The organism is Leuconostoc gelidum subsp. gelidum KCTC 3527 (assembly GCF_000166715.1).
Taxonomy (GTDB): Bacteria; Bacillota; Bacilli; order Lactobacillales; family Lactobacillaceae; genus Leuconostoc; species Leuconostoc gelidum.
The window spans coordinates 1-24,227 of sequence record NZ_AEMI01000015.1; the positions used below are offsets into that span (position 1 = coordinate 1).

Annotated in this window: 20 protein-coding genes and 2 tRNA genes; 3 read left to right on the forward strand and 19 right to left on the reverse strand. The window is 37.3% G+C overall.

The genetic code is table 11. The annotated features are described in order from the left end of the window. Positions 1–64: 64 nt before the first annotated feature. The 6 genes from pgmB to EUI_RS0102800 all read right to left on the reverse strand — a co-directional run bounded on the left by pgmB (position 65) and on the right by EUI_RS0102800 (position 8,604). Positions 65–745, reverse strand: coding sequence for a beta-phosphoglucomutase (pgmB, locus tag EUI_RS0102775; protein ID WP_010015922.1), 681 nt, complete (start codon positions 743–745; stop codon positions 65–67). Then, positions 738–3,110: a glycosyl hydrolase family 65 domain-containing protein gene (locus tag EUI_RS0102780; RefSeq protein ID WP_010015924.1), complete on the reverse strand. Its 2,373-nt coding sequence runs from the start codon at positions 3,108–3,110 to the stop codon at positions 738–740. Before EUI_RS0102780 ends, pgmB begins: the two co-directional genes overlap by 8 nt. A gap of 25 nt (positions 3,111–3,135) precedes the next feature. After that, entirely contained in the window at positions 3,136–5,184 is a 2,049-nt protein-coding gene (locus EUI_RS0102785) for a glucose PTS transporter subunit IIA (protein WP_010015925.1), read from the reverse strand. 37 nt (positions 5,185–5,221) lie between these two features. Next, positions 5,222–5,923, reverse strand: coding sequence for a trehalose operon repressor (gene treR / locus EUI_RS0102790; RefSeq protein ID WP_010015926.1), 702 nt, complete (start codon positions 5,921–5,923; stop codon positions 5,222–5,224). Between the two features lie 251 nt (positions 5,924–6,174). Then, positions 6,175–8,298: an AAA family ATPase gene (locus EUI_RS0102795; protein WP_010015927.1), complete on the reverse strand. Its 2,124-nt coding sequence runs from the start codon at positions 8,296–8,298 to the stop codon at positions 6,175–6,177. Positions 8,299–8,370: 72 nt separating this feature from the next. Then, on the reverse strand, positions 8,371–8,604 hold the full coding sequence (locus EUI_RS0102800) for a hypothetical protein (RefSeq protein ID WP_010015928.1): 234 nt from the start codon (positions 8,602–8,604) through the stop codon (positions 8,371–8,373). Positions 8,605–8,887: 283 nt separating this feature from the next. On the opposite strand from EUI_RS0102800, the gene rlmD reads away from it, so the two are divergent. After that, on the forward strand, positions 8,888–10,384 hold the full coding sequence (gene rlmD, locus EUI_RS0102810) for a 23S rRNA (uracil(1939)-C(5))-methyltransferase RlmD (protein WP_010015929.1): 1,497 nt from the start codon (positions 8,888–8,890) through the stop codon (positions 10,382–10,384). A gap of 40 nt (positions 10,385–10,424) precedes the next feature. Here rlmD and EUI_RS0102815 read toward each other — a convergent pair whose 3' ends face one another. The 6 genes from EUI_RS0102815 to mutY form a co-directional block, all read right to left on the reverse strand. Further along, a complete protein-coding gene (locus EUI_RS0102815) occupies positions 10,425–11,273 on the reverse strand; it encodes a DUF1129 domain-containing protein (protein WP_010015931.1) in 849 nt (282 codons plus the stop codon). Beyond that, positions 11,251–11,607, reverse strand: a complete 357-nt coding sequence (locus EUI_RS0102820; protein WP_010015932.1) for a PadR family transcriptional regulator — start codon at positions 11,605–11,607, stop codon at positions 11,251–11,253. Before EUI_RS0102820 ends, EUI_RS0102815 begins: the two co-directional genes overlap by 23 nt. Positions 11,608–11,745: 138 nt before the next feature. Then, positions 11,746–11,818 (reverse strand) — tRNA-Thr (locus tag EUI_RS0102825). Between the two features lie 63 nt (positions 11,819–11,881). Beyond that, a tRNA-Leu gene (locus EUI_RS0102830) sits at positions 11,882–11,963 on the reverse strand. Positions 11,964–12,185: 222 nt separating this feature from the next. Continuing rightward, the gene (locus EUI_RS0102835; RefSeq protein WP_010015933.1) at positions 12,186–13,304 is read right to left on the reverse strand and encodes an AI-2E family transporter; all 1,119 of its coding nucleotides are present in this window, start codon (positions 13,302–13,304) and stop codon (positions 12,186–12,188) included. Beyond that, positions 13,304–14,326 carry an A/G-specific adenine glycosylase gene (gene mutY, locus EUI_RS0102840; protein WP_010015934.1) on the reverse strand — a complete coding sequence of 341 codons (1,023 nt, stop codon included), beginning with the start codon at positions 14,324–14,326 and terminating at the stop codon, positions 13,304–13,306. Before mutY ends, EUI_RS0102835 begins: the two co-directional genes overlap by 1 nt. A gap of 127 nt (positions 14,327–14,453) precedes the next feature. On the opposite strand from mutY, the gene EUI_RS10610 reads away from it, so the two are divergent. Next, entirely contained in the window at positions 14,454–14,597 is a 144-nt protein-coding gene (locus tag EUI_RS10610; protein WP_010015935.1) for a hypothetical protein, read from the forward strand. A 114-nt stretch (positions 14,598–14,711) separates the two neighbouring features. After that, on the forward strand, positions 14,712–16,115 hold the full coding sequence (locus tag EUI_RS0102850) for an MDR family MFS transporter (RefSeq protein ID WP_010015936.1): 1,404 nt from the start codon (positions 14,712–14,714) through the stop codon (positions 16,113–16,115). Positions 16,116–16,208: 93 nt separating this feature from the next. Here the strand turns inward: EUI_RS0102850 and thiD are convergent, their stop codons facing one another. The 7 genes from thiD to yycF all read right to left on the reverse strand — a co-directional run bounded on the left by thiD (position 16,209) and on the right by yycF (position 24,215). Further along, positions 16,209–17,015, reverse strand: a complete 807-nt coding sequence (gene thiD, locus EUI_RS0102855) for a bifunctional hydroxymethylpyrimidine kinase/phosphomethylpyrimidine kinase (protein WP_010015937.1) — start codon at positions 17,013–17,015, stop codon at positions 16,209–16,211. A 107-nt stretch (positions 17,016–17,122) separates the two neighbouring features. After that, positions 17,123–17,602: a 23S rRNA (pseudouridine(1915)-N(3))-methyltransferase RlmH gene (gene rlmH, locus EUI_RS0102860; RefSeq protein ID WP_010015939.1), complete on the reverse strand. Its 480-nt coding sequence runs from the start codon at positions 17,600–17,602 to the stop codon at positions 17,123–17,125. A gap of 639 nt (positions 17,603–18,241) precedes the next feature. Further along, on the reverse strand, positions 18,242–19,381 hold the full coding sequence (locus EUI_RS0102865) for a S1C family serine protease (protein WP_010015940.1): 1,140 nt from the start codon (positions 19,379–19,381) through the stop codon (positions 18,242–18,244). Between the two features lie 62 nt (positions 19,382–19,443). Then, entirely contained in the window at positions 19,444–20,208 is a 765-nt protein-coding gene (yycI, locus tag EUI_RS0102870) for a two-component system regulatory protein YycI (protein ID WP_010015941.1), read from the reverse strand. A gap of 33 nt (positions 20,209–20,241) precedes the next feature. Beyond that, positions 20,242–21,540: a two-component system activity regulator YycH gene (gene yycH / locus EUI_RS0102875; RefSeq protein ID WP_010015942.1), complete on the reverse strand. Its 1,299-nt coding sequence runs from the start codon at positions 21,538–21,540 to the stop codon at positions 20,242–20,244. Continuing rightward, positions 21,530–23,401, reverse strand: coding sequence for a cell wall metabolism sensor histidine kinase WalK (walK, locus tag EUI_RS0102880; RefSeq protein ID WP_010015943.1), 1,872 nt, complete (start codon positions 23,399–23,401; stop codon positions 21,530–21,532). Before walK ends, yycH begins: the two co-directional genes overlap by 11 nt. Before the next feature lie 106 nt (positions 23,402–23,507). Next, entirely contained in the window at positions 23,508–24,215 is a 708-nt protein-coding gene (yycF, locus tag EUI_RS0102885) for a response regulator YycF (protein WP_010015944.1), read from the reverse strand. Positions 24,216–24,227: the final 12 nt, after the last annotated feature.

Consider the following 24,227-nt stretch of genomic DNA (forward strand, 5'->3'; position numbering starts at 1 on the left):
TCATATACTAACGTTTAGTTTTTTTGTGTTATTTATTTTCTAAGAATGACATCGTGTTTATAAATTATTTTGAATTTTGCATACCAGCAGCAATATTTGCCAGAGAAATTTCTGCTGTACTAGCTACCCATAAATTTGGAGATGCAGATTTTGCCGCTAAACCAATACCTAATGCTGTCTGACCAGCAGCTTTAATGGCTTCTACCCCCGCGCTAGCATCCTCTAATCCTATAATTTGGCTCGGACTTAACTTTAAAATGTCGCCGGCTTTAGTAAATATTTCGGGATCAGGTTTCCCATGTGATAATGTTGCTGGGTCAACGATCCCAACAAAATCATCAATAATACCCAATTTTTCAAGAATTTTAGGCGCATTTTTAGAAGCACTTGCAATACTAGCAATATAACCACCAGATTTAATTTCTGACAAAAATGCAGTCATGCCTGGTAAAATGTCTTTTGGTGTAATCTCTTGAATTAGTTCAACATAGTGAGTATTTTTTTGTATCGTAAAGGCTTGTTTTTCTTCATCACTATACTTATCTTGCTGTCCCGCAGCTGACAAGATCATGTTTAAAGAATCCATGCGACTAATACCTTTTAATTGGTTGCCTAGCTCATCAGACCAATTAACACCTATTTGCATAGCTAAATCATGCCATGCTTGCTCATGAAATTTAGCCGTATCAGTAATGACACCATCTAAATCAAAAGTAAAACCCTTAATATCTGAAAACTCAACCATTGTAAACTACCTTTCTTTCTTGTTGTGCAATAAGCGCAATTATTTGATCAGTTACCATAATATTGATATCACGATTACTGGTAATCGTTACCTCTTTAGCTGTTATCTCAATGGTTAATTGCGCGCCTTGATAAAGTTGTGTAAAACGTAATTTTGACCATTGCTTCGGCAAACGTGGATTTAACACAAACATATCATGTAGCATGTCCACACCTGCATAATCATTTTGAATAACCGATAATGTTTCACCCATCACACCCATGTGAACACCTTCGGCTGTTGTACCACCTTGTATATCATAATAATCTGAACCAATTGCATCAGTTAAAAAATCATAAGCTTGTGATTCAAGCGTTGTATTACCCTGTCGTGCAAGTTCAACATAAATACCCGCAAATACTGGTCGTGATGTTGTTGAACCATGTGTTGTCCGTTTTAAATAATAGGCTGTATTTTTAGCTAACCAATCATCTGGTAATTGATAACCTAATTGTGTAATTAACTCATGTGTATGCGCAGCGCCTAAATTATAAATTAACATCAAGAAATCAGCTTGTTTAATAACTTGGTAATCATCTGGCGCTTTTCCTTCAGATTTTAAAAGTCGATCAATACGATGAATATCACCGTATTTAGCTTGATAAGCAGAAAAATCTAACTGTTTCAACTGGAAAAATCCTTCATATTGTTCAACAATGCCATCACTATTAATTGATAACTTCAAGAGATGGCGGATCATTTCTGCTTTTTCTTGTTCATCATCAGTATACCCAACCTGCTTTGCTACTTGACTAAAATTGCTAGCAGGATTTTGTGATAATTCATGCAAGTAATTTAAAAGCCACACTAGCATAATATTTGTATAGGCATTATTAAGTAGGCCACCCTTATGTGCTCCAGGAATTTCTTCGTGAAACTCATTTGGTCCCATCACACCAGCAATAATAAATCTATCGCCTGCTGATTGTGCCTTGTTAATCCAAAAACGGGCAATTTGTATGAGCATTTCTAACCCATTATCATTCAGATGATCTAATTTCCCCGTCATTTTCTGGTACACCCACATGTTGTAGGCTATCGCCAAAGACACATGCCGTTGCAGACGAGAATTATCGGGAATCCAAGTATTATCGACTGTATTTAAATGAATTAACTGGCTTTGTTCATCCCCGTACATACCTGATTGCCAAGGGTACATCGCACCAGTTTCATTCTCAGACAAGGCATTTTTTTCAGCCACTGACAAACGGTTCGTACGATATTTCAAAATTGATCGTGCCACAGTCGATTCATTTGCTGAATAATAGGGTAAAACAAATAGTTCATCCCAGAAAATATGGCCACGATAACCTTCACCAGTTAATCCACGAGAACCAACAGACACGTCTAAATTCGGATTGGCATGACGATTTCCCATTTGGTTTAAATGAAAGATACCCATTCTGATTAATTTTTGCATCGCATCATCACCAGTAATTTGAATATCTTTTGTCTGCCATAATTCATGCCAATAAGCATGACTGTTTTGTTGAATCTCTGAAAACGTTGTTTGGTCAACCGCATTTTGAACTAATGCTGTGGGATCTGTTTTTGTTTCCAAATCACTTGCTAGCGCCATCACACGCGTGATAACCACCGTTTGTCCTGTACGCCCGTGAGCAGCATACTGGTCAATAACACTGTCATCTGTTATTTTAGTCGTTTTTGATTGCACATTTTCGCCACTTGATTGCGATGCCAAAGCCACTGTCACATGAGTTGTTCGTGTATGAGTTGTCATCGTTGTGTCAGTTATTGATTGAATCACAAATTCTTTCGAATCAAAATCTCGGTAGCGCGCAACGTTTTTATTTTCAACGCTACCATCAATTTTGGCCTCAACCGTCAAATCAACATCATAACTAGGTGTGACTTTGAATTTTAAAGCTAGACAATGCCAATTTACGGGGTCAACAATTTTGATAGTTTCAATATCAACAAAATGTTCCGGATTATCATCCACCAAAACACGATACTGATCAATTAATTCTCCTGTTTTAAAATCAAGTTGTCGTGTCAAGTTGGTCATCGTATCATTATTAATCACTAAGGGTTGACCAGCAATTGACACCGTCATCAATTGGACGTTTGGTAAATTAACTAAATCTTCATTAATTACAGCGCGTCCGGCAACCGGTGTTGACGTTTGATTAAAAACACCTGCTGCGTACAGTCCAGGGTAAAAATCGACATCATAAGTATTTGTAACAAGTGCACCACGCCAACCAAGAAATCCATTTCCTAGGCTTAGTAAGCTTTCACGACCGTAGTTTTTCACGCCATCTACGATATCATCATAAGTTAATGACCAAGTATTTTCTGCCATGTTTCCTCCTTAAATTGTCAACTTCTTACTTACCAGCAGCATCTTTAAAGGCGTTTCTCTTCTCAACTGTTTTTATTTCACTTGCGTCAGAGTCTTTAAAGCCGAAGAAGTACACCATTGCAAACGAGACAATAATTGTTGCGGCCGAAGCAATCCAGAAAATCAACATATTATTACCAGCGCCCACCTGACCTTTTGGTACAGCAAACGATGGGAAACCAATTAACGAACCGGTGAAACCATACATATTTAAGTTAAATAATCCTGCAATAAAGCCACCAACGGCACCACCAATATTGGCCATCCAGAATACACGACCATACTTTAAATTAATACCATACATAGCAGGTTCGGTAATACCAGCCATTGCTGACAGGAAGCCAGCACCGGCAAGCCCTTTAAGTGAAGGAATTTTTGTTTTCGCCCACACAGCCAGTGCACCAGCACCTTGAGCAATCATTGTAAAGTTAACAATGGCGTTCAACGTTGAATGTCCTGTTTGTGCAATTTCGTTGGCAATCAACGGTACCACCATCCAATGTAATCCAAATATAACAAGTGCTTGATACAAGCCACCAATAATTAAACCAGACAATGGATAGTTCAAATGTAGTAACCAGTTAATTACTGTAGAAATGCCTTGCGATGTTAACGTGATTGCAGGGCCGACAAGAATTAGCACTACAGAAGCCACAACAACTAATGTTAGTAATGGTTGGAAAATTGAACGTAATACCAATGGTAACTTCTTTTTAAGCCAATTTCCAACTGGTCGTGCTAGCCATGCAGCAAATATAATTGGGAAAATTGAATAGGCATAACTCGGAATATTAATTGGCAGTCCGAAGAAACTCGAATTCAAACTGACACCAAATAATGTCCCCATAATTTTACCAGGTTGAACAATTTCATTATTGACAACATGAGCATTTGTTAAGTTAATAAACTCTGGTTTAACAAGAAACGCACCAATAGCTGCAACAACAAATGGATCACTTTTCAGTTGTTGGGCAGCTGAGAAACCAACTAGAATTGGTAGAAAATAAAACGGTGCCATCGCCATTGATTGTAAAATCGTAAACGTACTCGATGCTGGATTAATAAAATAAATTGCCGAAAATGATGCTTGATTCGATACCAAACTCAAGAAACCATTTAACATACCACCAGCAGCAAGTAACCCAATGATTGGCATCATTGAACCAGTAATGGTGCCAATTATCGCCTGAAACGCGTGCACGATTGGATTTTTAGAACCATTACCACCTCGCGTTTCAGCCACTGCCTGATCTGTTGCATCATTATCAACCACATTATCGCCTAATTGCGTAATCACCTCATCATAAACATCGGCAACAGCAGGACCAATGACAACTTGATACTGTCCTAATGAATCGGCATAATTTACACCTGCTATACCATCTAAACTTTCAATGGCCTGATTATCAGCAATGTTGTGATCTTTCAAATAAAAACGCAATCGCGTAATACAGTGAATCACTTTATCCACATTTTGTGCACCACCAACACCAGCAATAATGTCAGCAGCCAGTCCTTCATACTGATTACCAGATCTTTTTACTGAACTACTCATTTTAGTTGTCTCTATTATTTCTTGTTTAATAGCTACATCAGCAACCACTTCACCAGCTGTTACCGTTTTATAATCGATAACTTTCAAACTATCTACCCGCTCAGCTGTGTTCGTCACGACCACCATCGTTGTTGTAGATAGATTGGCTGCAGTAATTTGGGCTAAATCAACAGACCCAACTTTATCTCCAGCACGTACATGATCACCTTTTTTAATTGTCCATGAAAATGGTTTGCCATCAAGACTGACTGTTTCAAGACCAATATGTGTCAATACATCTAAGCCATCTGAATTATGCAAACCAAAAGCATGACCTTGTAGGGCAATAACTTCGCCAGCTACTGGTGCAACTATATCATGACCCGTTGGTATCAGTCCAAATCCATCACCCATCGTTTTCTTGCTAAAAATTGGATCATCAACTTCTATTAATGGGATGAGTTTGCCGGCAAGCGGCGCCAAAATTTTTGTATTTGTCATTTCTTTTCTCCTATGCGTAACTATTCCCAACATCATTTCAATGGCGTCTAGAAAATTCGACACTCTTGAAGCGATCGCCACGATGACGGGATTCAGTAAATGCGATAATTCTCCCATCATTAAGAAAGGTTTCTGAACGAATCACGACAATTGACATGGGTTCCGTCAATGACATTAGCTGCCTATCTAATGTATTGGCAGTTTCAATCGTAATTGTCTTTTTTGCATAACTAATCACTAAACCTAACTTTTGCTCAAATAATTCAAATAATGATAGTGAAGTCGACAAACCTTTAATTTCTGGGACAACATCTTTTAAAACATAATCCCGGTCAATAATTACGGGTTCATTATCCAAATAACGAATACGCACAATTTCTGTTGCCGGTAAGGGTATTTGTTCACTATAATCAAAAACTAATGGAACATCTTTATCTGAAATAGCATACAGTTGCGTCCGTTCATTGAGATTTAGACGTGCCGCTAATTCACGATAACTTTCAACATGCGAAATCGGAAACGAATAACGATTTTGATTAATAACAAATGTCCCACGCCCTTTAATTCGCATGACATATCCCTCATCAACTAACATTGCAACAGCCTTTCGCGACGTCTCGCGAGCGACATGATAGCGATTCATTAGGGCAAAATCACTAGGTAATTTTGCATCTTCTGGATATTTCCCATCATTAATTTGTTTTAGCAATTCATCGTGGATGATCTGATATTTATTCATCACAAATTCTCCTCTATCGCTATTTACAGCTTAAATATAACATTATTTGTAAGCGCTTACAAATAATTAAGCTGGCTCTTTCATCTAAATGTATAGACAAGTTAAGCCACTGGTACCGTAGCATAGACTTACCAGTCTAGACAAGATTTTTTGAATTTAATCACTATTTGAACCGCTACCTAAAAATAAAACTAATCAGACACTAAAAAACGGTTAGCATGATATCGCTAACCGATCTTTTTGACACAATATTATTTTTTAATAATAGCTGAAATCACAACTTGATCATCAATTAAGTCTGCACTAAGTTCTTTCTCGCCAGGGCTATCAAGGTAAAAGTCAGTGACTTGATCACGAATTTGTTGTTCAATAACACGACGGAGTGGTCGTGCACCCATCGCTTCATCATAACCATCTTCAATCAAATGATTTTTAACAGCGTCAGACACCTGCAAAGTCAAATCTTTCTTAGCTAATGTCTGACTCACATCAGCTAGCATTAAATTAACAATTTGCTTGAGATCATCTTTACTCAAAGTTGAAAATTCAATCACCCCATTAAAACGGTTTAAGAATTCCGGACGGAAGTAAGGTGCCAAACGCGCCATGAGTTCACCATCGCTCTTATCTGAAAAACCGGCATTTGAAGTTGCAATAATCACTGTATTTTTGAAATTAACAACGTTACCTTGACCATCAGTGAGTCGACCATCATCCATTACTTGTAGTAATAATGTTAAAATTTGTGGATTTGCCTTTTCAATTTCATCAAGTAAGACAATAGAATAAGGATTACGACGCACTTTTTCTGTTAGCGTGTTACTGTTATCATCATATCCAACATAGCCAGCAGTAGTCCCAATTAACTTTGAAACTGCTGTCAAGTCTGAATACTCTGACATATCTAATCGTACAATGTTATCTTTGCTACCAAACATATCTAGCGCTAGTTGCTTAGCTAACTCTGTCTTTCCAACACCTGTTGGACCAACAAATAAGAAACTACCAATTGGTCGATTTCCTTCGTCAAATCCCGCACGGTTACGACGAATAGCACGTGCAACCATATTAACTGCGTCCTCTTGTCCGATAACTTTACCAGCCAGACGATCGCCGATTGTCTTCAAACGTTCAATATCAGAAGCACCCATTTGTGCGACTGGAATACCTGTTAAACGTTCAACAGACTCTGCCACATCATTAGCAGTGGCAACAACTTTGGTCGCTTCATCTGCCCCGGCAATTTTCTGTTCTAACTCAGCAATTGTATTTTTATGTTTTAATGCAGCTTCAAAATCCTCGTCTGCAACAGCCTTTTCCTGCTTTGCTTTGGTGTCATGCAATTGCTTTTCTAAACTAACTTTGTCTGTTACTGGATTTTTAGCACTCAAATGAGCTGCCGTCATATCCAACAAATCTATCGCCTTATCAGGCAGCGAACGTTGTGGAATATATTGTACCGCGTAATCAACAGCAGCCTTCAACACATCCTCTGGTAAGGAAACATGATGGTGCGTTTCATACAATGCAGCAATACCTTTTAAAATTTGTAGCGTATCCTTGGCAGATGGCGCATTAACAGTAACTTCATTAAATCGACGTGCCAAAGCAGCATTTTTCATAATAGTGTTACGATATTCATCTTGAGTTGTCGCACCAATTAGCGAAATTTCACCTCGACTCAAGGCAGGTTTGATAATATCAGCCAAACCTTTGCCCCCATCTTCACCGCCAGTAGAACCAGCGCCCAAAATTTGATGAATTTCATCAAAGAATAAGATAACATTCCCTGCTGATTTAACTTCTTTCATCAAGTTTTGAATATTCTCTTCGAAAGCACCACGGAATTGCGTACCTGCCTCTAAACTTGAAATATCAATCGAATAAATTTCTTTATCTTTAATAGCAGCAGGTACATCACCTGTCACAATTGCTTGTGCCAGACCTTCAACGACAGCTGTTTTACCAACACCAGCATCGCCAACTAATACTGGATTATTCTTCGTACGGCGACCCAAAATTTCTGCAGTCTCTTGAATCTCCTTGTTACGACCAATCACTGGATCAAGCAAACCATCACGTGCTTCTTGTGTCAAATTACGGCCCAACTTAGCTAATATACCTTCCTGCTTAGGTTGTCCTTGCGACTGAGCTACCTGTCGACCAGCGCTATCCCCATTAATTGTTGCCTGTTGACCCTGAGGCAACTGTCCGCTTTGACGATATTGCGCAAACTGCTCAGGTGTCACTTCTTGTCCATTGATAAGATAACGCCGGTTTTCAGAATTATAACCGTTCATATTACCCATCATATTATTAAAAATATTGTTCATATCTGATCCGAATGGATCATTTAAAAAATTGTCATTAGCCATTTAAAATTCCCCTTTTATTCATTTATATCAGACACTTAATAAGTGTAGCCACGTTCAAAGTTGTTAGCTACATCAACGCTCGTCTGAATTAAAATATAATTTTTCAAGATCTCTTAGCACTTCCCACATTGCTTGATGTTGCGCTTTAGCAAGTGCATCAAGATCTCTCATATTCAAACTAGTTGCACCTGATTGCGTTTTGTTAAATGATTTATGGATTGTTGTATAACCATATCCAGAATCTTTCGCTACTCGGTAGATCGTGAGCGAATTGTCATCCAAATACGCTTTAATATCAAATCTCATAATCATCACTCCAATTTAAAGTTTGTCCACGTACACGATCATGATCGCGATTAATAAAGTTTTTGCTTCTTATCATTTTTCCACATCTCCTTTACAATTCAATTATAACACATACGTGGTATAACACAAGTGTGGTATACCTAAATTTATCACCTGTTTTATATAGAATTAGCTGTTATACTTGATAGATAACAAAGTTACCATGGCATTGCAATGCAGAAAGGAAATGTTTTAGCGCTTGTTCAATACATAATATTAAACGATCCGCTAAAACATAAACATCATGACAGAAAATTCACCAAAAAAACGTGCCTATGCACAAAAAAATAGCAATTCAAGTGGTAAAAAACCTTTTTACGGCAAGAAATTTGATCCACGCAAATCAGGTCAAAGACAAGATCCCCATTTCGATGGTGTGGATGTACATGTCGATCAAAATTTCCCACTAACGATCAAACGCCTAGGCATCAATGGTGAAGGAATTGGCTACTTTAAACGTAAAATTGTTTTCGTTCCTGGTGCTTTACCAGATGAGGTGGCTGTTGTTAGAGTCACTGAAGTCGAACCTAAATATATTGCGGCTCGCGTGTTAAAAATTCGTGAAAAATCACCAAACCGTGTTAAACCCATGGATGAATTCGCTACTGAGGTCGGTGGCTTTGAACTCGAGCACATGACATATCCCGCACAATTAGCATTCAAAAAAGACGTCCTTGTGCAATCATTAGAAAAATTCCAACCACGCGGTTGGTCTGATTACGATTTGCGCGACACAATTGGTATGGAAAATCCATACGAATACCGTAATAAAGCACAATTTCCAGTTCGTAAAATAGGTAAAAAACTCAGTGTCGGTATGTACAAACGTAGTAGTCACGATCTTGTCGATCTGCCTATTGTCCATACACAAGACCCTGTTACAATGAAGGTTCTACGAACGATTCGTGAGCTACTTGATAAGCTTTCAGTTTCAATCTACAATGAAGATAAAAATCATGGCACAGTTAAAACAATTGTCGTTCGTGTGTCACATACAACTGGTGAAGTACAATTAACTTTTGTTACCAATACTGATGGATTCCCTGGAGACACAGCGTTGATTACGGCTATTAATCAAGCCTTACCAGAAGTCACAGGTATTTTCCAAAATTTCAATCCTGGTCGCACCAGCCTTGTCTGGGGTGATGAAACAATCAAATTATGGGGTAAAGACTACATTGAAGAAACAGTTATGGGGAAAACTTTCCAACTCTCGCCTCGTGCCTTCATGCAACTCAATTACACACAAATGGCAGTAGTCTATAAGGAAGCACTAGCTGCACTTGACTTAACACACGCTGATAAATTAGTCGATGCCTATGCTGGTGTTGGTACGATTGGTTTAAGTTTAGCTGATAAGGTTGGCGAAGTTCGCGGTATGGAAATTATCCCTGAAGCAGTTGATGATGCTAACATTAATGCCAAAATTAACTACATTGAAAATGCCCATTACGAAATAGGAACAGCAGAGGAACTATTTCCAAAATGGCAGTCTGAAGGCTGGTTAGCCGATGCATTGATCGTTGATCCACCACGTACTGGACTAGATACTGCTTTACGTCGCGAAATTTTGCGTACAAAACCGGAAAAATTTGTTTATATCTCATGTAACGCATCAACATTAGCCCGTGACTTAGTTGATTTAACAAAAGCCTATAAAGTCGATTACATTCAAAGCATTGATATGTTCCCACAAACTGCCCGTTGGGAAGGCGTTGTGAAATTAACACGCCGAGATTAATAAAAAACAGGTAGCAATAGTATAAACTATTGCTACCTGTTTATTTGATTTCATCAATTTTTTTTAATTTTTTGGCTACAATAATATTCCACAACCAAAAAACCATTAACAGCACAATGATAATGCCAACAACGATATATCGCCCCTTTTGTGTAGCCATCAATAGATGACCTATTTTCGGTAAACGGGTCACAATACCTAATGCACCAGCGCCACCTAAGTATATGGCAAATGGCCAACCGAAAGTCTTATCTTTTTGACGTATAAAGAAAAATGAGCCAATCAGTAAGCCAAGTATAATCACAATAATACCAAACCAACCATCAAGCTGAAAGCGAACTGGCGTTTTTACAAGAATTCCAATTAAGGTCACAGGTGCTATACCAATACTTACCGCTATGAAAGCAGCCGAAAACTTCAAAATTTTGTTTTGTATCATGATATTCACATTATAAATTGTTCGACCAATGTATTTAAACAAAATTAATGCGATACCAAATAGATACAGACCAGATAATCCTAGGGCACCAATATCAACAGGTTTGCCAGATGTCATCAAAGCTGGCAAAAAACTGACACCCATATAGACCATCACAACATATAAACCTGTCTTAATGACTTCCCAGAAACTGCGTGGCATTTCAGCCAATAACTCATCAGCAATCATCTTTGGATTTTTTCCAAAATACGTTTCTGCTGTGATGCCATCATTTTGTGCCTCTAAAATATCTTGTAATATCATGAGTAAATGCGTTTCTATTTTGTTTTCATCGCGCGTAAATCCCTCTATTCTGAAATACAATAATAAGTTTTCATAAAATATTTTATTCTCTTCGTTCAGATTTTTTCGTAACTCATTATTCATTTCAATCATTTCTTTTGTTTTCATCTGTTGTTCCCTCATCTATTAGTTGATTCACTGCACTTTCTAAAAATTGCCACTCTTTAATAAATTGCTGCTTAGCTGCTATACCATCTGATGTAATAAAATAATACTTTCGATCTGGTCCTTCCGCAGATGGTTGCATCTTACCCTCAACTAAACCACGTTTTTCCATCATAGTCAGTAACGGGTAAATCGTTCCTTTAGGAATATCGTCTAAACCATATTGATTAATCTGTTTACTAATACCATAACCATAATCTGGTTTTTTAACCAAAATCATGAGCATAACGCCTTGCAAAATGCCCTTAAGCATCTGACTCGAAATATTTGGCTTCATAATCTTACCCCTACACTAGTCTATTTAACATACTAGTAGTATAGATGATATCAACTAGTTTGTAAAGCCAATTAGTTGATTTAATCATGTCCAACAAAAAAAGCAGTGATATATTAATATATCACTGCTTTACTATAATGCCGACTAGCGGATTCGAACCGTTGACCCCCTCATTACTAGTGAGATGCTCTACCAACTGAGCTAAGTCGGCAACTCCAAGTACTCAAGTATGCCTAAATCATACTAGATACCCCAGAGAATACTAATTCTCTTATACGGGTGACAGGAATCGAACCTGCACGCCTTGCGGCACTGGAACCTAAATCCAGCGCGTCTGCCAGTTCCGCCACACCCGCATTGTTGTTTACGCAACTATATAAGTTTACTTGAAAAACGATCATACGTCAACACCCAATTTCAGATTGCCTTTTAATTGACATACTACATTAAACTCCATATCTTTACGTACCAACGTTTGTTGCATGATTAATTTATATTTTTTACAATGCTATACACGTTCATAAAAATAATAATTAATCATTTCAAGAACATTTTTGTCAAATAAAAAAACGAACCCGTTATTCTCGTAATATTTCTTTACTTTTTGTCAACGCAAAGAGCTCCAGAACAAAAGAAATAATCACTCGTAGAACTGCGTATACTGGTACGATCACGATCATACCAACAATACCCCATAAATTACCAGCTACCATTAATAGTAGCATAATGGTCAATGGATGAATCGCTAATGATTTACCAATAACATTAGGATAAATAAAATTGCCATCAAGTTGTTGAACAACTGTCATTACTATAAAGACAAAAATCATCTGTTTCCAAGATTGTGTACTGGCGACAATTAAAGCTGGTATCACACCAATCCAAGGACCAATATATGGCACAATATTTGTAATACCCGCCACGACGGCAAGCAACCAAGCATAGGGTTGTCCGATAATCAAATAACCAATAGCCATTGTGACACCAACAAACAACATTTCAATGGCCTGTCCCGAAATATACTTTTCTATGGTGTTGTCCATTTTTGTTGTCAATTCAGAAATTTTCTGCGCGTGTCGATCTGGAAAAGCTTTTTTAATGGCAGGTACCAAACGCTCCCCATCACTTAACATGTAAAATAATACAACTGGAATGGTAACAAGGTTAATCGTAACAGATGTGACTGTAGACACAACCGTTCCTAAAGTTCCTGCTGTAATGTTTAAAAATGATGCGGCATACTGACCCACTGCAGACCTAATTTGATCCGCATTAACAGATAAATGTAAATTTTCAAACCATCGACTATTGATAGTTTCTGTTGTAAATCGTTGCATATCTTGTGCGAAACTTGGCATTGCGGTGATCAAATTCGTTATTTCACGAATCAAGGTTGGCACAAGAACAATTAACGCTGTAGCAATAACAGCCAAAAACAAAACAAAAGTGATAATAACCGCAAATTGGTGAGGTATTGATTTACCAAAAATTTTTATTTTTTTTACTAATTTTAAAATGGGCTTTAGTACATAATAAAGAAAGCCTGCTACAAGGAGTGGTACAAATACTGTTGAAATAAAAACTGAAATAGGTCGCATCAAAAAATCAAACCCAGATACAATTAAAATTAATACAGCTCCTGCCAGTAACTCTAGCGTCCAAAAAAACAGTTTTTTTAATTTCATATTAGGAAACATTATTTTAAATCCTCCAGTGCTTTAAGTAGTTTATGTTGTACAGTAGGTAAAGATAATGTTTGCCAATCACTTGATGATAGGTATTGTTGATTGGGCATGCGATCAACCTCTTGTTTTACCAACCATATTTCCCAACGGCGATGTGTAAACACATGAACAATTGGCTTAATATTAAGTTGTTGTCCTTCAATATCATCAATACTATTGATCGGAATTAATGGGAACGTCCAAAAACCAGCGAGTAAACCAGTGTCTGGTCTTTGTTCAAATAATAACTGGCCACCTTTTTCAGAAATAATTGCAACATATTGCTGTTTTATTGGTTTCTGTTTTTTAGTTTTAACAGGAAAGTTAGCTTCCACACCGTCACGAAAAGCCGCATTAAACGATCGAACTGGCGAGTGATGACTATCTGGATTTTTAGCAGTCATGTAACTTGATCCAAGATCCATAATCGCCTGATTAAAATCTCCAGGACGTACTGGATCCACAATTGGTAAAATAGCATCATAAAAAATATGACGTGATTTTGTATTAGCAATATCAGCATCAATTTTGAGTAACCGACTGAACACACGATAAGCATTGCCATCAACAGCGGGCACCACCTCTCCAAAACTAATGGATGCAATAGCCGCTGACGTATAAGGACCCACACCCGGTAATTCCTGCAAATCATCTGCACTTTCAGGCCAATTACCATGTAACTCTTCCACAATGAACTTGGCTGCTTTTTGCAAATTACGCGCGCGCGAATAATACCCGAGTCCCTCCCATAGTTTTAACACTTGCGCTTCGGGTGCGTATGCTAAATCTTGGACAGTTGGCAAATCAGACATAAATCGCTCATAGTATGGTAAAACCGTATCCACTTGTGTTTGTTGCAACATAATTTCAGATACAAGCACGCGATAAGGCTCATGATTGACACGCCAAGGTAAATTCGCACGTCCCTCTTGGTTGTACCAATCAAGTAGTGTACGACGAAAATCTTTAATTGTTTGTTCAGACCATATTTCCATATATCTATTGTACCTTAATTTTATGATATTTTAGAAACACTTATTTGTTTAAAAGATTGATTTTTAAACCTATCTAACGTATAATAAGATCTTGTATGTAAAAACATTTGAAAAAGGAGTACCCATCATGGCATTAAAGAAGCCGCTTAATTCATTCGCCCGTGCTCGCAAGGTCGGACACAACTCAGCTAAGAAACAACGCCAAACTGCTATTGCAAAATTGCAACAATGGGCAAAAGGTAAGTCAGAAGAATTACCTGTAACAAAGTAATTTAATTTGATATAACAAAAACCAGTATTTTTACTGGTTTTTTGTTTACATCTTTATCATTATATTATCGTTAATCACATGTTATAATTATTTAAAAAGAAAGGTTGGGCGCACTTGAATATATCAAAAAAACAAAAATCAATTCTTATCATCCTTGTCATTGGCACATTTCTGGGGTTTTTAAATCAAACACTAATGAATGTTGCCTTACCTAATATTATGCATGAATTTAACATTGGTCCAGGATTAGGACAATGGATGACAAACGGTTACATGTTAGTTAACGGTGTCATGGTTCCCCTTACTGCATTCCTAATTCAACGTCTAACCACACGTAGACTTTACCTTACCGCTGTTGGCTTATTCGCAATTGGTACACTCATAGCCGGATTCGCGCCAAATTTCACCATTTTAATTACTGGAAGAATGATTCAAGCGATGGGTGCTGGCGTTTTTGGCCCATTAATGAACGTTATTGTGATGAATCTCTTTGCACCTGATAAACGTGGTGGCGCAATGGGCTTAATTGGTTTAGCGCTAAACTTTGCGCCTACACTTGGCCCAACATTATCTGGTTTTATTGTGACAAATCTCTCTTGGCGCTTTCTATTTTTCATCGTAGCACCCTTAATTATTGCCGACTTTATACTTGCTTACTTCTTATTACAAAATATTGGCGAACAAAAGATGCTTAAATTCGACTTTATCGGTGTCGTATTATCAAGTATTGGCCTTGGTTCATTACTTTATGGTTTCTCAAATGCTGGCGCAACACCATGGTCTGAATTCACCGTCTGGGGCTTTATTATTATTGGGTTAGTTGTCACTGCTTTGTTTATTTGGCGACAGTTTTCAACAAAAACACCATTACTTAACATGGCGGTTTTAAAACAACGTGAGTTTGTTATCGCCATGTTAATTAACATTGTCTTAATGATTGCTATGTATGGTGGGGCTCTTATGTTACCACTTTATATGCAAACTATTCGTGGCGCGTCAGCGTTTGTATCTGGACTTGTACTATTCCCTGGTGCCTTAGTTACTGCGTTTTTATCGCCATGGAGCGGGCGTCTATATGATCAATACGGCGTCAAATATCTCACATTAATCGGTATCTTAATTACAGCTGTTGGCACAATTGTTTTAGCCTCACTGACACTGACAACCCCATTGTGGTTTGCGGTTGTTGGTCAATTTATCCGTCAACTTGGCTTAGTCTTAGTGCTAATGCCTATTCAAACTGAAGCCTTTAATGCCTTACCTTTGGCACTAATGCCTGATGGATCAGCAATGTTCACGACAGTCCGTCAAATTGCGGCTTCATTTGGTACTGCAGCATTAGTTACTATCATGACAAGGTCATCTCTTAGCTATGCTAAAACGCATGCCAGCACACTCGATGTACTTATCCAGCTTCATGGCATAAAAATAACATTCCTGACCGCCGCAGCATTAATGCTTGTTGGTGCTGCACTCACCCTACTCTTTAGGAATAAGGCACCAAGAGACTTTATATAAAAAATAACTCTCATTGCGTGTAATAAGCACGAAAAAAACGATGGCAGTAAATTAGATAAATCTAATTTACTGCCATCGTTTTTTATGTTTAATTTAAATATCTGCTGCAGCCCAGTGATTAATCGGCCCAAACTGATGCCCAACAGCAATTTCATTCTCAATGGCCGCTTTTGTCACATCATGTCCTATTTTAATGGCTGTTGCTACATCTGTGCCTTTAGCCATTTCTGCAGCAATCGTGGCACTCAAAGTGTCACCTGTCCCATTGATATGTGTTGTATCAAAATAGCTATGCCGTAACCAAAAATCGCTACCATTTGCTAATAACACATAATCGGCAACCTCAGATTGATTTTCTTGATTATGCCAACCCTTAATGACAACATTTTTCACGCCAAATTTTTGAATATCACGTGCGGCTTCACGTTGATCAGCCTCTGAATTAATAGTCCTTCCGGTAAGTAGTTGTGCTTCAAAAAAATTAGGCGTAGCCACTTCAGCCAATGGTAGTAGCTTAGTTTTCAATGCCTGAAAGGCACTATCAGCTAACAGCTGCGCGCCGTGTTTCGTTGTGATCACAGGATCAACAACCAATGGCCCAAAATTATAAGTCTTATAGGCATTAACAACTGTTGTAATTAAATCAGCATCTGAGAGCATACCTGTTTTACTTGCCCGTACTTGAAAATCATCAGCTAAAACCTCAAATTGTTTTTCAATAAAGGGTAGAGGTAATGTTTCAGCAGCATGAATGCCAAATGAATTGCCCGCTACTGCAGCAACCAACACACTCATACCATATGTTTTTCGAATAAAAAATGTATGTAAATCAGCTTGCATACCTGCCGATCCATCTGAATCAGACCCAGCAATCGTCAAAACTTGTGGAAATTCATTCATGTCAACACACCCTTTTATAGATAATTACGATTTACTATATTATATGTCAACTATCGTTTATTTGCTATATTATTCACGCTTTATTTTATCGATTTCACAGCAAATTTTTATTTGTGGTACGGTGACCCCTGTTGAATCATAAAGGCACGGTAAATTTGTTCGATCAAAACAAGCCGCATAAGTTGATGCGGCAGTGTTAGTAAACCAAAACTCATTTGCATATTAGCACGTTGTTTAATTACTGGATCAAGCCCTAATGAACCACCAATAACAAAAGTGATATCCGAATATCCAGAAACGGTTACATCAGCAAGTTTTTTAGAAAACGCTTCTGAAGCTAATTGTTTACCTTCAATTGCTAATACAATAACAAAATCACGTGGCCCAATTTTTTCGGAAATACGCCCCCCTTCCTTAGCTATAATTTGATTATTTTGCGCCATACTAGCCTTTTCAGGCGTTTTTTCATCAATTAATTCAATGATTTCCATTTTAGCAAAACGTGATAATCGCTTTGTATATTCTGCAATACCATCCTTGAGATATTTTTCTTTTAATTTACCAACTGTGATCAATTTAATATTCATGTTATCCTCTATTTTAAACTTTCTTAATATTATGATGTATCGTGCAAACATTTGTATTTTAAAGTTTTCCACAATTATCCACACGAACAAGCAAACAATATGAGTATCATATTCCTATTATATCAGTCATTGAGATGTTCGTATGCTTTTTTATCCACAATTTTTGATGATATTACCATAAATTGTGGATAACTTTTGTGTCGCCGTTTGAGGCTATTTATGTCAGGAATGTCTGCTTCATTATGACTTATCCACAGTTTTCCACTTTTTTATCCACAGCTGTGGATAAGCACATATGTTCCCTTGACAATTCATGTTCTTTTAAATGCAAACGTTAGCATTTAACGTAAATCAAGCATTATTAATGTGTTTTTTCGTTATTTTTATAGATAAATACGTACAATAGGGTAATTGTTGCGTTTTAAGTAAAAAAATATCGATATTTTCAACTAAATAGCACTATTTAATAGTTTTTTATATTTTTAATCTATTTTTCCACAATATAGTTTCCTTTATCCACATTTTATTGACTTTTGTAAGCTTTTATCAACATTTTCACATTAGTTTTCAACATTTTATGAAAACGCTTATTTTAATACTTTTGTCAACAAATGGTAAAGAAAAAGCTAACGCTAGGCGTTAGCTTTCTAACTTTTGCGTTAACTTTACTTTAACCGTTTTCTTATCTTCTTGATGATAATACGTAATTGTTACAGTGTCATTGAGATTATGTTTATACAATTCTTCTCGTAAATCTGCTTGACCCGTCACTTTTTTGCCATCAATTGCAGTGATCACATCATATTTTTTCAAGCCAGCTTTATCTGCCGGCCCATTTTGAGTTGTGCTCATCACAACAACCCCACCATTAACAGATGCTGGGATTTTTAATAGCTTTTTTTGATCATCCACTGTAACTGCAGATAGTTCAACAAGGCCAATACCAATGGCAGGACGTGTTATTTTACCATCTCTAACAAGTTTATTCACAACATCAACGACCTGATCAGAGGGAATTGCAAAGCCCATTCCCTCAACACTAGTACCAGATGCTGACGATGAGAGCTTCATCGAATTAATACCGACTACCTGCCCTTGGAAGTTGACTAATGGGCCCCCTGAATTACCCGGATTAATTGCTGCATCTGTCTGAATAACTGTCGAACCACCATAATTTTGGCCATTCTCAGAGGTAGATGCTACTAGTCGTTTCTTAGCAGAGATAATACCCTCAGTCACTGAGGAAGCATATTCAGACCCAAGTGGTGATCCAATTGCCAATACCTTTTGACCAACCTGTATTTTACTAGAATCGCCAAAATCTGCTGTTGTTGTCACAACACTTGGATCTATTTTCAGTACAGCTAAATCAGTCATAGCATCCTTACCTACAAGTGTTGCCGTAACCTTTTTCCCGTCATGCAGCATAACTTGGATTTGGGCTGCATCGTTAATGACATGGTTATTTGTAACCACGTAAGCAGCATCTCCAGCTTTTTTATAGATAACACCTGATCCTTCAGATGATTCTTGATAACTATTAGTACCTGATTTTGAAAAATTCAATACCGAAACAACAGCATCTGAAATTTTACCGTACGCTGATGTTGCAGTTGCATTATCAGATATGGTCGTTGTTTTCGTGGCTTTGGTATTAACTTTTTGTGTCGTAGCTTGTAAGTTTTCAACACCACGTTGTCCATATAAAATTGCACCACCGCCAATAATACCAGCGATTGCACCTGTTAATATAATTTTTGTTACAGATTGTTGCGCCATTTTAGCCACCCATCAATTGAATTATGTTTATTCTACACGTTAAAAATTAATATTAGATTAAATCATTCCGACAAATTATCACCTGTAAAGGCATTAATTTTTAAAACATATTTTCCACTACCACTATATGCTTCAAATGCCCATACTGGTAAAAAAATATCGTACCCATTAACCGTCAAGGTTCTATCATAAGACAGATAACCTTTAGACAAACTATCACCACTATCAATCTCATTGTAACGATACAGTGCAATAATAGCTTCTTCTTCTGTTATTGTCGCACGATCATCACGAAGTCGTTCAATATTGACTAACTGTCGTTTAGTAAAACCCACAGGTTTACCACTTTTATTGTACTGAAAAGTCATAATCCCACTTTCAGCAATGACCGGTAGTCCCTCAATGCGTTGTGAATAGACACGATCAAAGTTCGTTTTATCCGCTGTTAATACTGGATTAAATCGATAACCAGCGCTATATGTAGCCAGCGCTGATTCATCTGAACCCGTGCCACTTTTTTTGAATGAATCTCGCTTAAATTTGGCAAACACGGTGTTTGTGTTATTCCCAGTAAAAATATCTAGGCCAGCAGGCAAAGACATCTCACGTCTATCACCATATTGTGCAGCAATATAGCTACTATAATGCACAGACGTCCCAAATTTAGGTAGTTTAATTTTTTGTTTTTTCATTTCTGAAATGATATCTGTGTTAGCATCTGTTACACGTTCTTGTGAGACCTCCCCAGAACGCCACCAATTGAGCAAAAATATATCTAACAAAAAAAACAAAATTAACATTAATATTTTAATTCGTTTAAATTGCATACTTTCCTCCTTGATTTTATAACTAGTCCTAGTTTAACGTGTTTTTAAAAAAGATGACACACTTTGCCAACCATTGGTTGTTTCAATCATCCACGTTGGTTCCATGTTGACGGCCGCCTGACTATCTTTATCAAGTAACCATTCATAACCCGGAGCGATGAAATTGTAGTCTTTCTCCTGTACACCAGCATCAGACAACTGATTAACAATATCTCTTGTTGATGGCAGAATCACATCAGGCTGGTTATTGGGTACAGGTACCCCAATTTCATTAAGGGAATACGTACTTGTCAAGTTTCCGTGTTTATCCATTGTCATATGAATAGCGCCACTTTCAGACTGAAAATAAACTGGAAAACCTTCAACATATGTTCGAAAAGTAATTTTTTGACCATTTTGCTGACTTTCATAAAAACGTGTATCGGTAAAATCAGACTGTAATAAATTAATTTGAGAGAGCCCCATATTTAAACGATTCAGATAGAATTCAGGTAATTTATTTTTTGTATTGTGATCTTCAAATGTCACTGTTTCCCAGTTTGGATCATAAACTATTTTTTGATTATTGAGTTTGTTTGTGTAAACTGTTTTATCACCATCCTGCGTTACATTAAGTTGATTAATTGTTCCTAGAAGTGCAGAAACATAGGTTTTAGGATCACGATGATTAACTAAGTAGGAATATACTGGCAATTTAATTTTTTGAGGATAATTAAGTCGCACACGATTATGATAATTTTGAAAATTAATATTCATATTTTTAGGCAATTGTTGTGCTTGTTGCCAAATATCATGATGATTTAATTTGTTGACTTTTACAGTTGTTATTTGATTTGTTTTAGTATTAACAAAATAACCATTATTTGAATGATCTAATGCTAATACAAAATAATCAAAATTAACATTTTTTCGAGTTGAAACACGCTGACTATAACGTATATTGAAGTAAGAGATTGGTACGACATCGGGGTAATGGAAAATTTGCGCTTGTTTTGTAGTTAAAATTTTTTTTATTTTGACAGCGTTCACAGTCTTTGTCTGCGCATCCGTTAATTGCGCGTTTGTCAACGCATGACGCATTTTTTTTAATTTAGCATCGGTTGCATTCATAACCAACTGTTGCGAGCCATCAGGTTGATTAACAATATATTGCGTCGGACGAAATATTTCAAGCAATTGTTTTTCTGGTTGTTGTGCCGTTGACTGGTCAGGCGCTTCATTTTTACCAAATGAACTAAAAATAAACCCTGTTAAAACAACCGAGATAACTAGCGATAGAACGAGTAACCCATTCAACAACGCGCTTTGTAAAAACTTTTGTTTATTCCGCATCCCAATCGCCCTCCTCAATGACATCATCATCTACATAGGCAAGTGAAATGTAAAAAGTTGATCCCCTATTTTCAACAGAATCGACCCAAATACGACCATTAAAACGCTCCACAACTTCTTTAGAAATTGCCAATCCTAAACCAGTGCCACCTTGTGCGCGTGAACGTGATTTATCCACACGGAAGAAACGATTAAATATACTATCTAAATCTTTACGTGGAATACCTAATCCTTGGTCGGAAATACTTAAAATAGCCCGTGTTTTAGTTTTTATTAAACGTGCTGTAATTATGCCACCATCAGGTGAATACTTGACAGCATTATTCATAATATTATCAAGAACTTGCGTAAACTTATCTGGATCAAATTCGACCCAAACATCTTCATTTGTAAATTCGCGTTGTATATTATAATTTTTATTTGGCGTATCAGTGTTTTTAGCATCACTTTCAATAATCATGTCAAATCGGTTTAACACAAAGTTAAATAAACTATTCAAATTAACAACTTCAAGTCTGACATCCATTGTCCCTTGATCTAGCCTTGATAAGGATAACAAGTCATTAATCATGCGAATCATACGCTGAGTTTCATCCTGCACAACACCCAAAAAATTTTGCGCCATTTCGGGATCGTCAATTGCGCCCTCTGCTAAGGCATCAACATACGATCGCACTGAAGTTAACGGTGTTCTTAATTCATGCGATACATTTGACACAAACATGCGCCGTTCAGAATCAATGCGTTGCTGTTCAGTAATGTTATGTAATACCACTACCAAACCAGAAATAAATCCTGACTGCCGCTTAATTAGCGATACATAAGCTTGCAATAATATATCAGTACTATCATCTGATAAATCAACGCGAAAATCATCAAGATTTTCTAACATATCACGTAATGTTCGTTTGCCCTGTAAATGTAACAAATCAATCACATTTTGGCCAATAGCTGCTTCACGATCAATACCAACAAAATTTGCTGCCGCTTGATTGATAATGGTAATTTCACCACGACGATTAGCTGCTAAAACACCATCTGCCATATGAGTCAAAACAGAATCTAATCGGTTTCGCTCAGCGTTGACAGTTTCTGTTGATTCTTCAACACGTGTTGATAATTCGTTTACTGATTGTGCTAAGTGCCCTAATTCATCAGAGCCATAGATATGATTAACCATTGAATAATCGCCACCGGCAATTTTAGTTGTTTGTTCATCAATTTGTGCAATTGGTCGTGTTAAGGTACGTGCAAGAAATAATGCTAATGCGATACTGATAAATAAAGCTGCCAAACCTGCAATGACAAATAAGCGCATCACGCTGTTAACGTTGCGATACACTGGTAACAAACTAGCTTTAACAACAACGACGCCAGTTATATCTCGCACACGCCCTGTCGTGACACCAAGAGCTGTCGTCATGAGTTCTTTTCGCTCACCGCTTTCACTAATTGTGCGTGACGTTAAGAAAGATTGTTCTCCCGCAACAGCTCTTTGGGCATTCAAATCAGTTGTTTTTTGACCAATTGTTTGTTGTCCAGAAACTGACAAAGTACCACGAATTGTACCTGTTTTATCGATTACCTGTGCTTCTTGAAGGTTAGTGTTATTTAACCCAATTAACACATCTTGAATTGCATGGTTACCAGCATCAACATCCCTATTTCTCAATGCTGTCGTAATTTGATCTGTCACATACTTTGGTAAGGTCATTTGTTGTTGGAATGTCGCTAAATTTTGTTGTTCTATTTGACGTACAAAAAACGCACCCAACAGTTCGAGTGCGATAATCATTAACAACACAAAAACAAGTGTGATGCGAAAACGTATAGATTTAAAAAAGTTAGTCTTAATGTTCATAATTGCTGACGCTTAGCGTCTGTCTCCTTGGCGTATAACAAAGAAAATACCTTCGTTGTACTATTAAGTAAAAAATATTTGCTTTACTGGTACTGAAGACATCTACTTACTCTGCGTCAGGACGCAAATAATATCCTACCCCACGACGCGTTGCCAACCAATTAGGGTGACTTGGATTATCTTCAATTTTTTCACGCAAACGGCGAACAGTAACGTCTACCGTTCGGACATCCCCGAAATAGTCATAGCCCCAAACCTGTTGCAATAAATGTTCACGTGTCATCACTTGACTAATATGTTGTGCTAAATAATAAAGCAGTTCGAATTCACGATGCGTTAATTCAATATCTTGGCCAGCCTTTGACACCATATATGCTTGTGGGTGTATTGTCAAATCACCTAACTCGATGTCATCAGTATTCACAACAGACTCATCAATATGTTGTGCAACAGCTTTACGGCTACGTAAATTAGCCTTAACACGTGCTACTAATTCACGATTTGAGAACGGTTTTGTAACATAATCGTCAGCACCCATTTCTAAACCTAACACTTTGTCAATTTCAGAATCTTTAGCTGTCACCATAATAACTGGTGTTTCTGATTTTGAACGAATTTGACGCAACACTTCAACACCATCAATTTCAGGCAACATTTGGTCAAGCAAAACAAGATCAGGCTTTTCTTCATTGAACACTGTCAACGCTTCCTGACCATCAGCTGCGGTTACCACTTCATATCCTTCTTTGGTTAAATTAAATTTAATGATATCTGAGATTGGCTTCTCATCATCCACAACCAAAATTTTACTCATGGACGTTCTCCT